The 15,540-nt window shown below is 71.2% G+C and carries 16 protein-coding genes and 1 tRNA gene; 3 read left to right on the top strand and 14 right to left on the bottom strand.

Going from position 1 to position 15,540, the window contains the following annotated elements; all coding sequences use genetic code 11:
• Positions 1-411: 411 nt before the first annotated feature.
• Positions 412-2,133: a glycosyl hydrolase family 18 protein gene (locus ABR738_RS15410; RefSeq protein WP_350230551.1), complete on the top strand. Its 1,722-nt coding sequence runs from the start codon at positions 412-414 to the stop codon at positions 2,131-2,133.
• A gap of 130 nt (positions 2,134-2,263) precedes the next feature.
• Here the strand turns inward: ABR738_RS15410 and ABR738_RS15405 are convergent, their stop codons facing one another.
• Positions 2,264-4,189 (bottom strand): putative bifunctional diguanylate cyclase/phosphodiesterase, encoded by a 1,926-nt coding sequence (locus ABR738_RS15405; RefSeq protein WP_350230550.1) that lies wholly within the window; start codon positions 4,187-4,189, stop codon positions 2,264-2,266.
• A 341-nt stretch (positions 4,190-4,530) separates the two neighbouring features.
• Here ABR738_RS15405 and ABR738_RS15400 point away from each other — a divergent pair, with 341 nt between their 5' ends.
• Positions 4,531-5,802, top strand: coding sequence for a M6 family metalloprotease domain-containing protein (locus ABR738_RS15400; protein WP_350230549.1), 1,272 nt, complete (start codon positions 4,531-4,533; stop codon positions 5,800-5,802).
• 513 nt (positions 5,803-6,315) lie between these two features.
• Here ABR738_RS15400 and ABR738_RS15395 read toward each other — a convergent pair.
• The 4 genes from ABR738_RS15395 to ABR738_RS15380 all read right to left on the bottom strand — a co-directional run bounded on the left by ABR738_RS15395 (position 6,316) and on the right by ABR738_RS15380 (position 8,779).
• Positions 6,316-6,389, bottom strand: a tRNA-Lys gene (locus ABR738_RS15395).
• Entirely contained in the window at positions 6,380-7,105 is a 726-nt protein-coding gene (locus ABR738_RS15390; protein ID WP_350230548.1) for a bifunctional DNA primase/polymerase, read from the bottom strand. The genes ABR738_RS15395 and ABR738_RS15390 overlap by 10 nt, the downstream gene beginning before the upstream one ends.
• A 231-nt stretch (positions 7,106-7,336) precedes the next feature.
• Positions 7,337-7,684: a DUF8844 domain-containing protein gene (locus ABR738_RS15385; RefSeq protein ID WP_350230547.1), complete on the bottom strand. Its 348-nt coding sequence runs from the start codon at positions 7,682-7,684 to the stop codon at positions 7,337-7,339.
• Positions 7,685-7,903: 219 nt separating this feature from the next.
• Positions 7,904-8,779 (bottom strand): LysR family transcriptional regulator, encoded by an 876-nt coding sequence (locus ABR738_RS15380; RefSeq protein ID WP_350230546.1) that lies wholly within the window; start codon positions 8,777-8,779, stop codon positions 7,904-7,906.
• A 103-nt stretch (positions 8,780-8,882) separates the two neighbouring features.
• Here ABR738_RS15380 and ABR738_RS15375 point away from each other — a divergent pair, with 103 nt between their 5' ends.
• A complete protein-coding gene (locus tag ABR738_RS15375) occupies positions 8,883-9,491 on the top strand; it encodes a GNAT family N-acetyltransferase (RefSeq protein WP_350230545.1) in 609 nt (202 codons plus the stop codon).
• A gap of 113 nt (positions 9,492-9,604) precedes the next feature.
• Here the strand turns inward: ABR738_RS15375 and ABR738_RS15370 are convergent, their stop codons facing one another.
• The 9 genes from ABR738_RS15370 to ABR738_RS15330 all read right to left on the bottom strand — a co-directional run bounded on the left by ABR738_RS15370 (position 9,605) and on the right by ABR738_RS15330 (position 15,441).
• Positions 9,605-9,814 carry a DUF397 domain-containing protein gene (locus ABR738_RS15370; protein WP_350230544.1) on the bottom strand — a complete coding sequence of 70 codons (210 nt, stop codon included), beginning with the start codon at positions 9,812-9,814 and terminating at the stop codon, positions 9,605-9,607.
• A 273-nt stretch (positions 9,815-10,087) separates the two neighbouring features.
• Positions 10,088-10,282: a hypothetical protein gene (locus ABR738_RS15365; protein ID WP_350230543.1), complete on the bottom strand. Its 195-nt coding sequence runs from the start codon at positions 10,280-10,282 to the stop codon at positions 10,088-10,090.
• Positions 10,279-10,506 (bottom strand): hypothetical protein, encoded by a 228-nt coding sequence (locus ABR738_RS15360; protein ID WP_350230542.1) that lies wholly within the window; start codon positions 10,504-10,506, stop codon positions 10,279-10,281. Before ABR738_RS15360 ends, ABR738_RS15365 begins: the two co-directional genes overlap by 4 nt.
• Before the next feature lie 5 nt (positions 10,507-10,511).
• Positions 10,512-10,727, bottom strand: a complete 216-nt coding sequence (locus tag ABR738_RS15355) for a hypothetical protein (protein ID WP_350230541.1) — start codon at positions 10,725-10,727, stop codon at positions 10,512-10,514.
• A gap of 69 nt (positions 10,728-10,796) precedes the next feature.
• Complete coding sequence (locus tag ABR738_RS15350; protein ID WP_350230540.1) at positions 10,797-11,642, bottom strand: helix-turn-helix domain-containing protein; 846 nt, start codon at positions 11,640-11,642, stop codon at positions 10,797-10,799.
• Positions 11,632-12,153, bottom strand: coding sequence for a DUF6879 family protein (locus tag ABR738_RS15345; RefSeq protein ID WP_350230539.1), 522 nt, complete (start codon positions 12,151-12,153; stop codon positions 11,632-11,634). The genes ABR738_RS15350 and ABR738_RS15345 overlap by 11 nt, the downstream gene beginning before the upstream one ends.
• Positions 12,137-12,343: a hypothetical protein gene (locus ABR738_RS15340; protein WP_350230538.1), complete on the bottom strand. Its 207-nt coding sequence runs from the start codon at positions 12,341-12,343 to the stop codon at positions 12,137-12,139. The genes ABR738_RS15345 and ABR738_RS15340 overlap by 17 nt, the downstream gene beginning before the upstream one ends.
• A gap of 183 nt (positions 12,344-12,526) precedes the next feature.
• A complete protein-coding gene (locus tag ABR738_RS15335; RefSeq protein ID WP_350230537.1) occupies positions 12,527-13,858 on the bottom strand; it encodes an AAA domain-containing protein in 1,332 nt (443 codons plus the stop codon).
• Positions 13,855-15,441, bottom strand: coding sequence for a hypothetical protein (locus ABR738_RS15330; RefSeq protein WP_350230536.1), 1,587 nt, complete (start codon positions 15,439-15,441; stop codon positions 13,855-13,857). The genes ABR738_RS15335 and ABR738_RS15330 overlap by 4 nt, the downstream gene beginning before the upstream one ends.
• Between the last annotated feature and the right edge of the window lie 99 nt (positions 15,442-15,540).

Genomic DNA, 15,540 nt, shown 5'->3' with positions numbered 1-15,540 from the left:
TCCGCCCCAGACCCCATTCGCGCTGAACGCGCTCGTCCTCAATCGCCGGACAGGCTGAGGTTGCCCATGAGGGCCAGCACGGACCCTGCCGGGCGCGGGGCTGAGGATGCGCATGCGGGCCGGCGCCGAGTAGTCAGGGGCGCGGGGAACTGCGCGCCCAGCCACGCACGGCCCGCAGCCGGGGTACGTGCACACGGGCCGGCATCGATCCCGCCAGGGGCGCGGGGAACTGCGCGAGTGCGGGGCCGGCATGGGGCAGACCGGGGCAACTGGGGGCCGGCGCTGGGGAGTCGTGGCGCGATTGGTCTAGTCCTTATTTGGTTCAGACCATTGACGTGACCCGGACAGGGTCGCTACTAATTCCTCACCCGCCCATTCCGCACCCCGCGCCCCACCCCCCCGGAGGCCGACTTGCCCCGCCGCACCCCCCTCGTCGCCGCCCTGAGCACCGCCGTGCTCACCGCCGGCGCCCTGGCCGCCTTCGCGGGCCTCGGCACCGCGTCCGCCGCCGACTCCGCCCAGAGCTCCGCCCAGGGCGCCGCCGCCGCGCCCTCCACCGGCGGCGTGAAGATCGCGTACTACGACCAGTGGAGCGTGTACGGGAACGCCTTCTACCCCAAGCACCTCGACACCCGCGGCATCGCCGGCAAACTCGACGTCCTGAACTACTCGTTCGGCAACATCGACCCCACCAACCTCACCTGCTTCGAGGCGAACAAGGCGGCGGGCGACGACAACAACCCCAACGCCGGTGACGGCGCGGGCGATTCGTTCGCCGACTACCAGAAGTCGTTCTCGGCCGCCGACAGCGTGAGCGGCGTCGCAGACACCTGGAACCAGCCCATCGTGGGCGTCTTCAACCAGTTCAAGGAGCTGAAGGCGAAGTACCCCAAGCTGAAAATCAACATCTCGATCGGCGGCTGGACGTACTCCAAGTACTTCCACGACGCGGCCCTCACCGACGCCAGCCGCAAGAAGTTCGTGTCGTCCTGCATCGACCAGTACATCGCCGGCAACCTGCCGGTCGACGGCGGGTACGGCGGCGCCGGCGCGGCGGCCGGGATCTTCGACGGCGTCGACATCGACTGGGAGTACCCGGGCTCGCCCGACGGCCACCTAGGCAACCACTACGGCGCCGAGGACAAGGCCAACTACACCGCCCTGCTCGCCGAGTTCCGCAAGCAGCTCGACGCGTACGGCTCCGCGCACGGCGGCAAGCACTACCTCCTGACGGCGGCGCTCCCGGCCGGCCAGGACAAGATCAAGAACATCGAGACGGACAAGATCGGCGCGTCCCTCGACTACGCCAACATCATGACGTACGACATGCACGGCGCCTGGAACGCGACGGGACCCGCCTACCACCAGTCCCCGCTGGTCTCGCCGCCCAACGACCCCACGGACGTCATCAAGCCGGGCACCCAGAAGTACTCGATCTCCAACGCGATCGACTCCTGGATCGACGGCAACCCCGCCTACGGCATAGCCGGCGGCTTCCCCGCCAACAAGATCACGCTGGGGTACGAGTTCTACTACCGGGGCTGGAAGGGCGTCCCCGCCACCAACAACGGCCTCGGCCAGAGTGCGACCGGGCCCTCCAACGCCCGGCCGACCAGTCAGGTCGCGGGCACCGCGCTCTACAAGGAGCTCGGCGGCATCGTCGACAACCCGGCGACCACCTTCTGGGACGCCGACGCGAAGGCCTCGTACTTCTACAAGGACGGCGAGTTCTTCACCGGCCTCGACAAGCAGTCCATCCAGGCCCGCGCCGACTACGCCCACCAGCGCGGCCTGGCCGGCGCCATGATGTACAGCCTGCTCGGGCTCGACGACAAGACGACCCTGCTCAACCAGATCGTGGACGCGGTCGGCTCCTCGCCCTCCTCGACCCCGGACCCGACGCCCACGGCCACCAACTCCCCCTCGCCGTCGCCGACTCCGACCGCCACCACCAGCCCCTCCCCGACGCCCGGCGGCTGCACCGCCACCGCGTGGGACAGCGGCGCCACCTACACCGGCGGCAGCCAGGTCTCCTACGGCGGTCACAACTGGAAAGCCCAGTGGTGGACGAAGGGCGAGCAGCCCGGCACCACCGGACAGTGGGGCGTCTGGCAGGACCTCGGCGCCTGCTGAGTCCGCCGAACCCGCACCGCCACCCCGCCCCGCGCCCGCTCCGCCCTCCTCCCCGGGGGCGGGGCGGGCGCGCGGGCGTATGGGCCTCCCGCAAGCTCAGGGCTCTCGCAAGCCCAGACCTCCCGCCGCCTCAGACCTCCTGCGCGCTGAGGCCGATCATCATGGCGATGCGCTCCGGCGCGACGGCCCGTGAGTAGTGCCAGCCCTGGCCGGTGTCGCAGCCGATCCGGGCGAGCCGGGTCGCCTGCTCGGCGGTCTCCACGCACTCGGCGGTGACGGTGAGCCCGAGCCGGTGGGCGAGCTGGACCATGGCCTCGACGATGGTCTCGTCGGCGGGGCTCGGGTGCGCGCCGCCCTCGTCGTACTGGAAGCCGCGTACGAAGGAGCCGTCCAGTTTGAGGACGGAGACGGGCAGCCGGCTCAGATAGGCGAGGTTGGAGTACCCGGTCCCGAAGTCGTCGATCGCGATGTTCACGCCCATGTCGGACAGTGCCTGAAGGGCCTGGAGCGGACGGCCGGCCGAGCCCATCACCGCGGACTCGGTCAGCTCCAACTGGAGCAGATCCGGGCTCAGTTGGGTTTCTTCCAGGATTTCCGCGACGTCCGCCACCAGGTCGGAGTCCCACACCTGGCGCACCGCGACATTGACGCTCACGAAGACCGGCGGCACGTCCGGGTGCTCGATCTGCCAGCGCCTGGCCTGCCGGCACGCGGTGCGCAGCACCCAGCGCCCGAGCTGCACCACCGAGCCGTCCTCCTCGGCGATCTGGATGAACCGATTCGGCGGAAGCAGCCCGAATTGCGGGTGGTTCCAGCGGACCAGCGCCTCCACGCCGTGCACGACCCCGTCGGCCATGCCCACCAGCGGCTGGTACTCCAGGGTGAACTCGCCGCGCTCCACGGCCGGCCGGAGCGTGGAGGACAGGGCCTGGCGGGTCATGCGGTGGGCGTTGCGCTCGGGGTCGAAGAGCGTCCAGCGGGCCTTGCCGTCGGCCTTCGCCCAGTACAGCGTGGTGTCGGCGGCCTGCATGAGGCCGGTCGCCGTGGTGCCGGCGCCGGCCCGCTCCACCACCCCGATCGAGGCCGACACCGACAGGCGCTGGCCCGCGAGGTCGAAGGGCCGCTGCAACGCGTTCAGTACGGAACGGGCGAGCTCGGCCAGCTGCTCGGTCCCCGTGGAGTCCTCGACCAGGACCGCGAACTCGTCGCCGCCGAGCCGCGCCACCAGGTGACCGCCGCCGCGCGCGTAGCCGGACTGGTCGGCGCACTCCATCAGGCGCGCCGCGACCGCGCTGAGCAGCCGGTCCCCGACGCGGTGCCCGAGCGTGTCGTTGACCGCCTTGAACCCGTCGAGGTCGAGGTAGCAGATCCCGATCCGGCCGGTGCCGCCGTTGTCGTACGGGGACGCCTCAAGGGCGGAGGTCAGCCGCTCGAAGAACAGGGTGCGGTTGGGCAGGCGGGTCACCGGGTCGTGCATCTGGAGGTGGCGCAGGCGGGCCTGGAGTTCGCGCCGGTCGCTGATGTCGGCGATGGACAGCAGCACGCTGGCGCTGTCGGGGACGGGGGCGACGGTGACCTCGGCCCACAGCGAGTGCCCGTCGGGGTGTTTGAGGCGGCGGGTGCAGCGGAAGCGGTTGCGGGCGCCGCGCAGTACCTCGCGGTAGGCGTGCCAGGTGCGGTGGTCGGCGGCGAGGTCGACGAGGTCGGCGGCGTCCTGCTCGCGCAGGGAGGCCGGGTCGGTGCCGAGGAGTTCGGCGAGGGCGTCGTTGGCGGCGACGACGCTTCCCTCGCGGTCGACGACGGCCATCGCGAGGTGGGCGGCGTTGAAGGCGGCCTGGTAGTCGCGCGGGGCGGAGGCGGCGTGCGCACCGGGGGCGCGGGCGGGGCCGGCCGGGGCGGAGGGGGAGGGGTCGGGGGGATGCTCGGACAGGGGGCGTCCGGGGCTTTCCGGGGGGCGCTCCGCCACGGCGCCCGCGATCCGGTCCGTATGACGCTCTGTGACGGGCGGCCGGATGGTCCCGGGTGCGCGACCCGGTCCTTCGGAGGTTCCGCTCACCGCTGGCTCCCGCAGTGCATTCGAGTTGTGCAGAGGTAGTACGGAGGTGGCCGGGGTCTTCGGCCGGGGTGGACGACGGCCCCAAGAGGCCGGATCCACGCAGGAAAGTGTGCCGATCATAGAGGCTGGCGCACGGCGCGATCCAGCGTCACCGTCGTGATCAAGAGCACCCGACGTTCTCCGTCGATCGTTGACCGATCGTTTCTGCGCGGGTGTGGCCGGGCTCCGTCCGTCGGTGACCACTCGTGACTTTCTGTATATCAGCCGGGGTGTCGCACCCCTCACCCTTCCGGGCCAGCAAAACATGGCATAACTCTGTAAATCTGCACAAAGTGGGCGGGATGTCCCGCAACCCGCTTCCGGAGGTCGCCGTGCAGGGTCAGCAGACACCCGGGGGAGTGGAGCGTGTCCGGCTGCGCAGCGCGGCCGCCGCGCTCACCTCCTTCATGGCGCTCGCCGCCATCTCCCTGGTGTCGGGTCCCGCCGTGGCGGCGGACTCCCCGGTGCTGCCGTGTGCCCTGCCGAGGACCGACGCCCACCACTCGCTCGGCGTCGACAGCTGGAACTCCGCCTACCCGCGCCCGGTGCGCGCCCTGAAGGCGGTCATGGTGTTCCTGTCCTTCCCCGACTCCCGGCCCGTCACCGACCCCAAGGACCTGGCCGCCGACTACTTCCCCGCCACCAGCCGCTTCTTCGAGCAGGCCTCGTACGGGAAGTTCCGGCTCGACGCCGAGCCGCAGCGACGCTGGGTGCGGATGCCGGCCGCGTCGACCTCGTACCGCATGGAGCGGGACTGGGACCCCGCCCAGCGCACCCGGTACCTCACGGACGCGATCCGGGCGGCCGACCCCACGACGGACTTCTCTCGGTACGACATCGTCTATCTGGTCGCCGATCCGGACGCGCCCGGCGTCGACTCGGACGCCACCAAGGTGGTCAACTTCGACCGGCCCGTGCGCGCCGACGGCCGCGACATCAACCGGGTCGTGACGGTCTTCGAGCACCACCCGCCGGACCGCAATGTGCTGGCCCACGAGACCGGGCACGTCTTCGACCTGCCCGACCTCTACCACCGGCCGCAGGACGGCAAGAGCGGCGACTGGGACACGTACGTCGGCGACTGGGATGTGATGGGCAGTCAGTTCGGCACGGCGCCCGACCTGTTCGCCTGGCAGAAGTGGAAGCTCGGCTGGATCGACCGGCGCGAGGTCGGCTGCGTGAGCGGCGACGGCACGAGCCGGATCACCCTGGAGCCACTGTCCGCGTCCCCCGCGAAGGCGGGCGCGGGCAAGCGGCTCGCGGTGGTCCGCACCGGCGAGGACCGCGCCATCGCCATCGAGGCGCGCGAACCGGCGGGCCTCGACCGGGCGAGCTGCGCGTCGGGGCTCCTGGTCTACCGGGTGCGCAGCGGATCCGGGTCCGGCGGCGGCCCGGTGGAGGTGCTGGACGCACATCCCGACACGGAGGCGTGCTGGGAGAAGTCGGTCTACCCGGCGCTCGCGGACGCGCCGGTGGGCGTGGGCGAGACGTTCACCGTGCCGGGCGAGGGGATCAGGATCGAGGCGGAGGGGCGGACGAAATCGGGCGCGTGGACGGTGAAGATCTCCCACTGACGCGGAGGTCTCCTGCCGACCCTGGCGCGCCCCGGCCCTGCCTGGGGGGCGCCGCGTGCGGGGGTCACCGCGCACCGGGGTCGCGCGTGCGGGGTCGCCCGCGTGCCGGGGTCGGCCGCGCCGGGGTCCGCCGCCTTGGGCTGCTGTCACCGGGCTGCCTCCGGGGCCGCCTCGCCGCGCCCGTCCCGCTGGGCCTGGCTCGCGGGGTTGCCTCATCGGGCCCGTCCCGCTGGGCCTGGCTCGCGGGGTTGCCTCATCGGGCCCGTCCCGCTGGGCCCGCCTCACGGGGTTGCCTCATCGGGCCCGTCCCGCTGGGCCCGCCTCACGGGGTTGCCTCATTGGACCAGTCCCGCTGGGCCGCCTCGCCGCGCCCGTCCCGCCGGGCCGCCTCACGGGGCCTGTCCCGCCGGGCCGCCTCGCCGGGCCCGCGCTGGCTGCCCCCGGTGACGCTCCAAGGATCCCGCCCGGGGCACGAAAAAGCCCCCCGCTCGCGCGAGGGGCTTCTTCCGTCGGTGCGCCGCCAGGGACTCGAACCCCGGACCCGCTGATTAAGAGTCAGCTGCTCTAACCAACTGAGCTAGCGGCGCCTGCTGACGTCGTAGACATTAGCATCCTGATCCTCGCGAGGAAAAATCGATAACCGGGACGCGTCCACGGCCTCGTTCCTGGCGGCCCGCACGCACGCCCACAGCAGGACGTCCGGCCCCGGCAACCAGGGGCGGCGGGTGTCCGGCGCGACCAGCCAGCGGGCCGCGCCGGAGCTCTCCCGCCCCGGGGGCACCAGCGCCGGGACGGTGACGGCGTCACCGGCGCCGTGGCACAGCAGCGGGGGCACGGTGGCGTCGGGCCCGTACCACTCCTCCCACTCCAGGAGCGAGGGCAGACGCTGCGCGGTCCCGGGGGCGGCGAACAGGAGCATGCGGCCCCGGTGGACCGCGACGGGCCCCGAGCCGGGCCCCTCCGCCCACAGCCGGTCGAGCATGCGGCGTCCGAAGATCGACGGCACGTTGACCACGTCGAAGACCGAACCGCAGGACACCACGCCGGGCGCGGTGGGCCGGGCCTCCCACAGTGCGAGCGTGCTGCGCGGATGCCCACAGGCGGACGCCAGCCAGGCCGCCCCTGCCGAGGTCACCTCCCCGGCCTGGTGACACCCCTCGTCCCGCAGCAGACGGAAGACGTCGAGGGTGTCGTCGTGGCCGGCGGGGCCGCCGCCGCGCGGGCTCACCGCCGTGAGGTGGCCGCCACCCGTCTCCGTCTGCCGCACGCCGCTGCTCCCGCCGTTGCCGTTGCCGCTGCTCATGCTCTACGTCTACCGGCCGCGTCGGCCCGGCCCCGGCGGCTTGGCGGAAACCGGGACAGGGCGGGGCGGGAAGGCGTATCTTGCGGCCCGGCATATGCCCGGGGCGCGTGGTCAAGGGAAGTGGGGGCCGACTGGGGAGCGGGCCGTACGGGGTGGTCGCGCAGGGTGCCGGGGCCTCGGGGCCAGGGCCCGCCCGTCGCGCGGCCGGGTTTGAAGGGGGACTCCCCGGGGCTACGCCAGGTCGCTTCCCCGCATCAGATCCCGGCCGAACTCGATCATCTTCTTCGCGTAGTCCTCGGTCCACTGCGCCCGTTCCGCCACGTCGGCGGGGGTGAGGCGGTCGAAGCGGCGCGGGTCGGCGAGCTGGGCCGCCGCGACCGCCTGGAACTCCACCGCGCGGTCGGCGGCCGCCCGGAAGGCGAGCGCGAGCTCGGTGGCGCGCGACAGGAGCGCCCGGGGGTCGTCCATGGACTCCAGATCGAAGAAGTGCTCCGGGTCGGCGGTCGCCTCGGAAGGCTCGAAGAGCAGCGGCGCGGGCCTCAGCCGCTGCCGCTCCTCGTTCCGCTCGTGCTCCGGCATGTCTGTCCTCCCAGGGCAGGTCGACGCACAGGGTCCGGGCGCCCTGGGCCACCGTCCATTCTCCCGCGTGCGCGCAAGGGGGCCCGGCGGGGGCGGGCACGCGCGGGCGCGCGCCGGGTGGCCCGCGGTGCAGGTGCAGAGCGAGGACGGCTTGGACGAGGCTGGTGATGCGTGGGGCGGGGTCGTTTCCCGCGTGGTGGTGTCCGTGGGTGCGGTGGGTCAGGACTTGAGGTGGCCCAGGGCGTTGATCACGGCAGCGATGGCGGGCTCGGCGGCGCGTTCGCGGTGGTGGGCCGCCATGAGGTGGACGTGCCATTCGGGCATGTCGCTCACGTCGAGTTCGACCAGGGTGCGGGCGGCGAGGTCGCGGTCGACCGTGGCGCGGGTGAGGACGGCGACGGCCTGCCCGGAGCGCGCGAGATCGGCTGCCGTCTCGGCGGAACTGACGCGGTAGAGCTGATGCGCGCGGGTGGGGGCGTCCAGGAGCAGTTCGTGAAAGAGCCGCGCACCGCTGCCCCAGAGGTTCACGGCGAGGGGGTGGCCGCTCAGCCCCGCAATGTCGCAGGGGCCCGCCGTGAGCGGGTGGTCCGGGTGACAGACCGCGATGACCGGCTCACTGCGGAACGGGTGCAGCCGTACCTCGTGAGCGTGCGGCATCGGCAGTGTGATGGCGATGTCGGTCGCGCCCACCGCCACCCGTTGGAGTGCGTCCTGACTGTGCTGGTCGTCGACCACGACGGCGTATCCGAGCGGTTGCAGGGCACCGATGACGAAGGGGACGGCCAGCGGCGCGTAGCCGGCGTGGGTGGTCATGTGCAGGGTGCCTTGGGTGCCGTCCTCCCGTGCGATGTCCAGGGCCCGGGCCGCCAGATCCAGACACCGCTCCGCGTGGGGCAGCAGCCGTTCCCCCGCAGGCGTCAGCGACACTCCTCGGCTGGAGCGGTCGAGCAGTGGCTGACCGACGAGCCGTTCCAGTCGGCGCAGCCGCTCGCTGACGGACGGTTGCGCGACGCGCAGCTCACGTGCTGCGGCCGACAGCGAGCCGACGGATGCGGCGGTGACGAAGACACGCAGGTCCGCGAGTTCCAGGGCCATAGGTGCAGCCTATGGCCAGCGCCTTCCGATCATGGGGTTCTGCGGGGCCGAAGGCGCCCATAGCGTGCCGGTATGACATCCCCGTCGAGGTGAGGAGCCTCTCGTGCACGAGATTTACGAGACTGCTGTGGAACTCGTCCCTGCGACTACGGATGATCTGCCCGGGGTCGTCGCCATCCAGGATCACATGGCCGCGACCTCGCACGCCCGGTTCGCCACCGGACCGCATCGCATGGAGGAGCGGCGGGACTGGTTCGCTCAGTTCGCGGAGACGGGTCCGTACCGGATGCTCGTCGCCCGTCGCGGCAACCAGGTTCTCGGTTATGCCTGTAGCCAGTGCTACCGCGATCAGGACGCTTTCCGGGAAACGGTCGAGGTGAGCATCGGACTCGGCGAGGACAGCAGAGGACGGGGGCTGGGAACCGCCCTCTACCGTGCGCTCTTCGGCCTCCTGGCCGACGAACCGGTGCATGTCGCCCTCGCCGGCATCGCCCTGCCGAACGACGTGTCGGTGGCCCTGCACCGCAAGTTCGGCTTCACCGAAATCGGGACCTTCCGTGAGTACGCCGTGAAGAACGGCCAGTACCTGAGCTCCCTGTGGATGCAACGCCTGCGGTCCCCCTATATCCGTTGGCCCCTGGCACACGATCACGGAACCGGTCAGCTCCGGTCCGGTCCCGGGAACGGGGTGCCCACGCCTCGGCACCGTTGATCAAGCGGCAGTGCCCACACTCCCCAGCACGACATGCAGCGCATCACTCCCGAGTGTTCCGGATCGCGCTCCGTGCTAGGGCCGCACAAGGGGCGCTGCTGCATGACGACTCCCTACGCCGTGACGTCGAACTCGCCCGGCTCGGCACCGGGAAGGAAGTCCGCCCACTCGACGGCGGTGAACTCGACCGTCTGGCCCGTCGCGGAGTTGCGGACCGCGACCGTGCCGGGAACGTTGGTCGCCACCTCGGCACACAGCTTGTTGCTGCTGCCGTACTTGCACGCGCTGGACGTGCGGAACTCGAACTCGGGGATTGCGCTCACCGTGCCTAGCCCTTCGCCGTGCATGCGGGGAAGCGGTCCCCGCGCCGTCGTGCTGGGTGTTTGTGCTCCGGCTTCCCTGGGCCCGAAGCGGTCTGCTCTCACTGCCCAGGGCAACATCCCCAGTTGGGGGGCGGGCCGGGCCGGGAGCCTGAGCACGTCGGCTCAGACGGGACACGTCCTGTCCCTACGCGGTTGTCCGGTCGGGGGAATGCGGTCCGCTCCTGCCACATCGCGCCGCCGCGACCATGGAAAGAGCGGAGGTTCAGGCGCACATCAGGTCAGGGGCGGCAGGCGAATCGTGCCCAGTCGACGTACCTCGGCCATGAAGGCGTATGGCCCCAGCCCTCGGGCGCCGGTCGTGATGACGGAGCCATTTTCTGCGGCGATGCTCAGGGCGAGCCGGTACAGCACCGCAAGCGATTCGTCCGGGCTCAACTCCTCGGGCGTGTACGCCGCAAGCTCGCTCACGACGGGCCCACGTGGTCGAGGCTCCCGGCCCGGATCACCTCGGCGACCCGCTCGGCCAGGTACGCCGGGAGCTGGCCCACGTCGACCCAGGCCGTCCCCTTGCGGCTCACCGTGGGCCGCAGGTGCGCCGTACGCGTCGCGCCGGCCCCCATCCCGTCCAGGGCTTCCCTGAGCGCGTCGGTGGCGTGCTGGGCGCGGTCCCAGGCGTCGCGCCATTCCCGCATCTCCACTACCTCACCCGATTCGGGTGAGGGTGGTTGCGGCGGACCTCCGCCGCGGCGTCGTACGCCGCGCTCCACTTCTTGGCCGCCTTCGCCTCTTCCAACTCCCGCGCGAGCGCGGCACACACCCCGCACCCATCGGCCGGCGCGCAGTCGTACAGGTATGCCTCCACCGCCCCGGCCAACTCCACCGGGGGGCGCGGGTACTTGAGCGGACTGGTCATGGCTTCCCTCTCGTCGGCGTCTTTGGCACGCCCGAGAAGTGTCGACCCGGTGGTGCATAGAACTCGCCCTTATGGGCGTTGTCGGGTAAATATCTCTGCCCACTCGGACAACAGGGCGCGGCAAGCGTCATCGAACAAGGCGTACTGCTCGTATCTGTCGAAGTCTTCCCGGTACGCATTCACGTCTCTGTGGTCGCGAAGGACGAGGGCGCCGGTGGCGGTCTCAACGGTAACTAGGCGACGGTCGTAGCACGTGAATACGTTCAGGGGTGTTTCCGCGATAGGCGTGAGACCGAGAGGGATTACGCCGAGTCGTACAGTTGGGATGCGCGACACGGACGCCAGATGATCGAGTTGCATTCCCATGGCGACGGGCTTGACGAGTGGCCACCGAACGGCCTGCTCAGTCAGTAGAAACGTGAACCGTTTCGAGTCGTCAAGTAGGACGCGCTGACGCTCCACCTTCTTGGCGACCGTCTTGGACATGTCGCCAGAGTTCCGGGAGACGCTTGCTCGGATGTACTCGGGCGTCGCCAGGAGGCTCGTGATCATCGTGGGCAGGAAGTAGCGGAACTCTCGGGTGACGTTCTCAAGGCGAGCTAGCTCGTTCTGCTTCTTGTCGAGTCCCCGCCGTAGGGACGACCAGTCGTCTTGCCACTCAGTGTTCGCCGTCCGCGCGAGAGCCAGAATCTCTGGGACTAGCTTTCCTCCTGCTTGGAGTGCTTCGAGGATCAGCTCAACGTCAACGATGGTAGGGGTGAGCTTTCCACCCTCAATGTTACTAATCTTCGTTTGTGACATGTTGCAGCGCTTAGCGAGCCAGGTTTGAGTATGCCCGGCCCGCTTACGCTCCCTGCGTAGTGCTTCCGCTAGGTCCGATCTGGACTGACCTAGGCTCTCTGGTTCAAGAGTCAAGGCCCTTCACGTATTCCTCGAAGGGTACCGACTCGGCGATGGCAATTCGCTGGTATTCGAGGAACGGTGTTACGTCTCCTTCGAATACTTCCCGACTGATCTGTGTTCCGTCTTCCCCGTAGTTCATGAGTACGATCTGTGACCTATCGAAGCTCCAGAAATCTTGAACCCCCGCGAGAGGGTTGGGCCGACCGGTTACGTCCATGATGCGGATGTCCTCACCAGCCCACGCGTGAGGGCGGTAGTACATGAACTCGTAACGAAGGTAGTCCGACAGAGGGCGAGTGACGACATGTACGCGCCCCTTGCTTTTCCCCTCTCGCCGAATGCGCTTCAGGTCATCGGTGTACTCGTTCGAGTAGGCGTGCGGGTCGATCCGTTCACCAGCCAGGAACGCCTCGATTTCCTCTGCTTCCTGCGGGACGCGGTACTGCGGCAGCGTCTCAAGTCGCCATGCTTCCTGTTGGAAGTCACGGAATTTGGCTGCCCAGTCCTCACCATCCAAGAGCACGGAACGCCTCCCTCAGTGTCTCTTCGGGGATCTCTACGAGCCCTTCGCCGGTCGGCGGGGTAAACGCTCCCGATACGTCGCCCTGGACGACGAACGAGCCTGACTCGGTGCGATAGACGTTGGGACAGTCGTTCTTGTTGCAGTTGCCGTTCCCGTTGCCGGTAAGGCGGGTCAGTTCCTCACGAGCCATGATGTGAACCCCCTCGTCCTGGCCCCTGTGAGCCGGTCGAACACGACGCTACGAGCGGAGGGGGCCGCGAGTCCATGCGTGGACGCCAATATTCGCGTAGTCGGGTAGAGACCGCGCCGGCTGCCTGTGCGGCCGGCGGTGGGCTCGCCGCCCGAGCGTGTGCGGTGTTGTCGCTGTCGTGGGTCAGCGCCGCCAGGGCACCCGGTGTTCCTCCAGGTGGGACAAGACCGCGTGGTTCGCCTCCCAGCCGTCGGGGAACTTCATCGTCACGCCCAGCTGGACCGGCTCCGTCGAGGGGTGGTCGTCCAGGAGGGTGGTCACGCCCGCGCGGCACACCACCACGCAGGCGTGCCGGTGCCGGGAGGCCAGGACGCACAGGCGGCCCGTCTCCAGGTGGAAGGCCGTCGCGTCGGGGCGGCCCGACAGTGGGTGCAGGACGACCGTCACGTCGAACTCCCGCCCCTGCAACCGGTTCGCGGTGTCCACCGTCACCCCGCCGACGCCGAGCTCCGCCAGGGCCGACCGGACCGCCGCGGCCTGGTCGCGGTGCGCGGTGCCGACCGCGATCCGGTCCGCGGTGAGCGGGACCGGGTCCGGCGAGCGCTCGCTGGTCGCCGCGCCGCCCCGGTCGAGGAGACGGCGTACGACCAGGGCGACCGCGCGCACCGCCTCCGGGTCGGTGCGCGGGGTGTGCCGGGCCGGCAGCTCAAGAAGGGCCCAGCCCGACGCCGCCGCCTCGTCCACGGCCCGGTCCGCCGCCGAACCGTCCGACGCGACAGCGAAGGCCAGCCGCCGGTCGCCGTGACCCGTGCCGCTGCGAAACGGCGTGAACGGATAGAACGCGTCGGAGACCAAAGGCGCCGCCGACGCCGGAAGACGCCACGACACCGGCAGCCGGTGCTGCGGCAGCTCCGGGTTGTGCGCCAGCAGTGTGGAGACCGCACTCGCCGACGGATCGTAGGAAAGCCCCGCCCACTGCCCGGCGTCGGCGATCGCGAACGGGTCGAGCTGGCCCGGATCGCCCACGAACAGCGCCCGCTCGAACAGGCCGGCCACAGCGAGCAGCGCGTCCGAACGCATCTGGTACGCCTCGTCGACGATCGCGTGCCCCCAGGGCTCGACGTCCTTGACGTGCGCCCACTTCGCGGACGTCGAGATCACCACGTCGAGCCCCGCCAGATCGCCCGCCTTCGACGACTTCCGTACGTTCTCCAAATCGTCGAGGACCTTGTCGTACGGGTCGCTCTCGCTGCTGTGCAGCCGCCCCACCGGCAGGTCGGGGGCCTTCTCGGCGAGACGTACGACGAGGTCGTCGACCTGGGAGTTGGTCTGCGCGACCACCATCAACGGGCGCCCCGCAGCGGCCAGTTCGAGCGCGGCGCGCACCACCAGCGTCGACTTCCCCGCGCCCGGCGGCGAGTCCACCACGACGCCACGCGAGGAGCCGCCCAGGGTGTCGGCGAGGATCGCGTCGGTGGCCTCGGCCGCGGCCGTACCCGGATCGAAGGCGGTCACAGCAGGTCCTCGGGGGTGAGCGGGTCGGGCGCCTCGGTGGCGCTCGCGGGCGGCCCGCCGTGCGTCCACGGCGTGGCGTCGGGATCCGGCAGCTTGGGGGCGCCGCGCTGATCGTGCTCGAACAGCGTCCAGCACATCCGGTCGCCCTTGTCGGGCACCGACCCCGGCGCCGGGTCCTTGCCGCGCCCCATCTTGTCCAGGACGCGCAGAACCACGGCGCCCTCCGGTTCGTACGTCACGAACTCGGCCTTCTGCGGCTTGCCGTCCAGGGCGCGGTAGACCTTCGCGCCCTCCGCGAGGTGCGGGGCGTCCTGCGTGCGCAGGGTGATCAGCGGGCGGGGGCTGGGGCGCTTGGACTCCGACCACGCCGGAGTCACCTCCACCACCTCACCCGCGAACGCCTCACCCGCGAGCCTGCGGCCCGCCATCACCAGCGGGTCGTCCAGCGCCTCGCCCGCCTCCAGCTCGGCCTGCGCGCGCTCGCGGCGCAGCAGCTTGGTGGCGGCGGTCACCGCGTCGTCGCGGCGCGGCTGGGGCGGCTCGCCCGCGGTGATCCGGTCGCGGTGGCCCGTGAACGACCAGCGGTCGCTCGTCCAGCGCGCCGCCGCCCGCTCACCCTCGGGCAGCTCCCGCAGCAGGTCCAGGGCGCGCCACACCGCCGACCAGGTGGGCCTGAGCTGCGCCGCCACCAGACGGCGGATCTCCCGCTCGGCGGCGGTCAGTTGGCCCAGGCGTTCATCGGCGGCCGCGCCGTCCTCGGCCGCCTGGAGCGCTTGGCGGGCCCGGTCGTAGCGCTCCACCGCCGGAGCCAGCAGCCGGTTGTCGAACGCCGGGTCGGTGGCCGGGCCGGCCGGCGGACACAGAAGCTGGCCGTCGGCGCCCCGCGCGAGCTCCGCCCGCAGCGCCGCGTCCGCCCCCGACTCCCCGGCGGGCGGGTCGATCCAGGCGAGCAGGGCGCCCAGGTGCTGGTCCTCAAGGCTGGACTGGCCCGTCGCCCAGTGCCGGTTCAACAGATCGGTGGCGGCCAGCAGCAGCGCGGCGCCGGGGGTGCGGGCCCGCTCGGCGTAATGCGTGAACCAGCGGCCCAGCAGCGGGACCCGGGGCGGCGCGGGATACGGCGCGTCCGGATCCTGCTCGGCGGTGCGGCGAAAACGCATCGAACGGCCGAGCAGGCGCACGAAGTCGATGCCGCCCCGGCCGGGGACGATCAACTGCGGCGCGTCCGCGCACAGTTCGACCTCGACCTTGGTCTTCTTGCCCGTGTCCGGATCCGTCTCGGAGCGCTCGGTGAGCTCGACGTCGCCCGCGTATGCCTCCAGGTACGGCAGGACGGCCTCGGCGAGGTCGGCGAGGAAGGCGAAACGCAGGTCGCGGTCGCGGGGCTGAGGAACCACGAGCAGCGTCGGCGCCTCGCGGTCGGTGCCGACCAGGGCGCCGAGCGGCGCGCCCGCCTCGCCCGCCGTGGTCAGCGGCACGAAGACGAGCGGCCGCTCGGACAGATGGCGGTGGCGGACGGTGGCGAGCGGCTGGGCACGGCCGCACTCGACGGCCTCCAGGCGGGCCAGGGTGGAGATCAGCGACACGGCGCTCCCTCCGGGGCGGTCGCCTCGGCGGCGGCGGGTTGCGAGACGGGGCGCGCGCCGGCGGCGGGTTGTGGGGCGGGGGTCGCGTCGTCGGCCGGG

The sequence above is a fragment of the Streptomyces sp. Edi4 genome, assembly GCF_040253615.1.
Lineage (GTDB): Bacteria > Actinomycetota > Actinomycetes > Streptomycetales > Streptomycetaceae > Streptomyces.
Note: the sequence above shows the minus strand (reverse complement) of the source record. Positions and strands in the feature narration are given on the sequence as shown.